Origin of the sequence: Thiocystis violacea (assembly GCF_016583565.1) — a bacterium.
Classification (GTDB): domain Bacteria; phylum Pseudomonadota; class Gammaproteobacteria; order Chromatiales; family Chromatiaceae; genus Thiorhodococcus; species Thiorhodococcus violaceus_A.
The window spans coordinates 1-1,162 of the sequence record NZ_NRRF01000210.1; the positions used below are offsets into that span (position 1 = coordinate 1).

A 1,162-nucleotide genomic window follows, 5' to 3' on the forward strand; every position below is an offset into this window, starting at 1 on the left:
TGATCGAAACCTGTCGTCAGCGCGGCCATGTGCCTTGGCCCTATCTGGCCGGCGTGATCGCCGAGCGCCGCGCCGGTCGCGCGGCGACTCCGCTGCCCGCTCCGATGCCTGGTCTCTGAACGGCTACCTCCCATGGAGAGTGAAAAACGGTCTGGCGCCCGCCGCGGATCGACGTCTCAAATGATAATTCGCTCCACCTCGTCGAGATTGATCTGATCGTTGCGCCGGTCGTAAAGGCCAGTGGTGCGCGCACTCTCATGGTTGGCCATCTGCTGCGCGACCTCAAGCTTGCCGCCGTTCCTCAGATATTCGGTGATCCCGGTGGCCCGGAAGGTGTGGCAATTGGCCACCGTCCCGATGCCAGCGGCGAGGACCCGCCGGCGGATCATGCGGTAGACCTCATGCTGCTGCAGCGCCCGCTCGGTGAGCGCATCGCTTTTACCGGGGGCGGTGGGGAAGAGGACCGCCTTCGGCTGGGCGCGTAATCCGGTCACCTCCAGATACCGTTCGAGCGAGGCCTCCAGGTTGTGGTGACAGGGCATCTCGTGGCGCTTGCCGCCTTTTTCATGCAGCCGCACCCAAGTGCGCCGGCCCTGAATGTAGACGTCCTCGACCCGCATCTTGATCGCCGCCCCGACGCGGGCGAAGGTGTAGACCATCAAGCTGATGAGGGCATGGTCACGCAGTCCGATCGGCGTGCCGGTGTCGATCGAATCGAGCAGAATCCGGGCTTCCTCGGCGCTCAGCACCGGTGTCTTGCCTTTCTTGACACTGTGCTTGGGACCACGTACCGCCGCGGCGGGATTGGTCGCCAGCTGCTGTCCGACCACCAGCCAATCGAAGAGCATGCGGATCGCCGCCAGGTGCTGCTTGACCGAGGGCGCCGCGAGCCGCGACTGCAGCGTCTCGATATAGGCAGCCACATGTACCGGCTCGATGTCCTCAAGGGCGGTGAGTCCGGCCTGGTCGCCAGGGCGAGCGCGTATAAATTCTCAACCAAACACAACCTTAGCGCGGTAGTCATCGTTCCAGGTAGCCTTGCGGCGCTTCTTGGACATGCGCTGCTTGGAGGGCTCTTGTTCCAGCAGATTCATGCAAAGGTGACGGATCGAGGTCAGAATCGCTGGAGCATGGCCTTTGCGGATGCGGCAGGCGTCTTCGC

The 1,162-nt window shown here is 63.6% G+C and carries 1 protein-coding gene; it reads right to left on the reverse strand.

All coding sequences use genetic code 11. From position 1 onward, the window contains the following. Positions 1–176: 176 nt before the first annotated feature. Positions 177–923: a tyrosine-type recombinase/integrase gene (locus tag CKO23_RS24810; RefSeq protein ID WP_200336223.1), complete on the reverse strand. Its 747-nt coding sequence runs from the start codon at positions 921–923 to the stop codon at positions 177–179. Positions 924–1,162 lie beyond the last annotated feature (239 nt).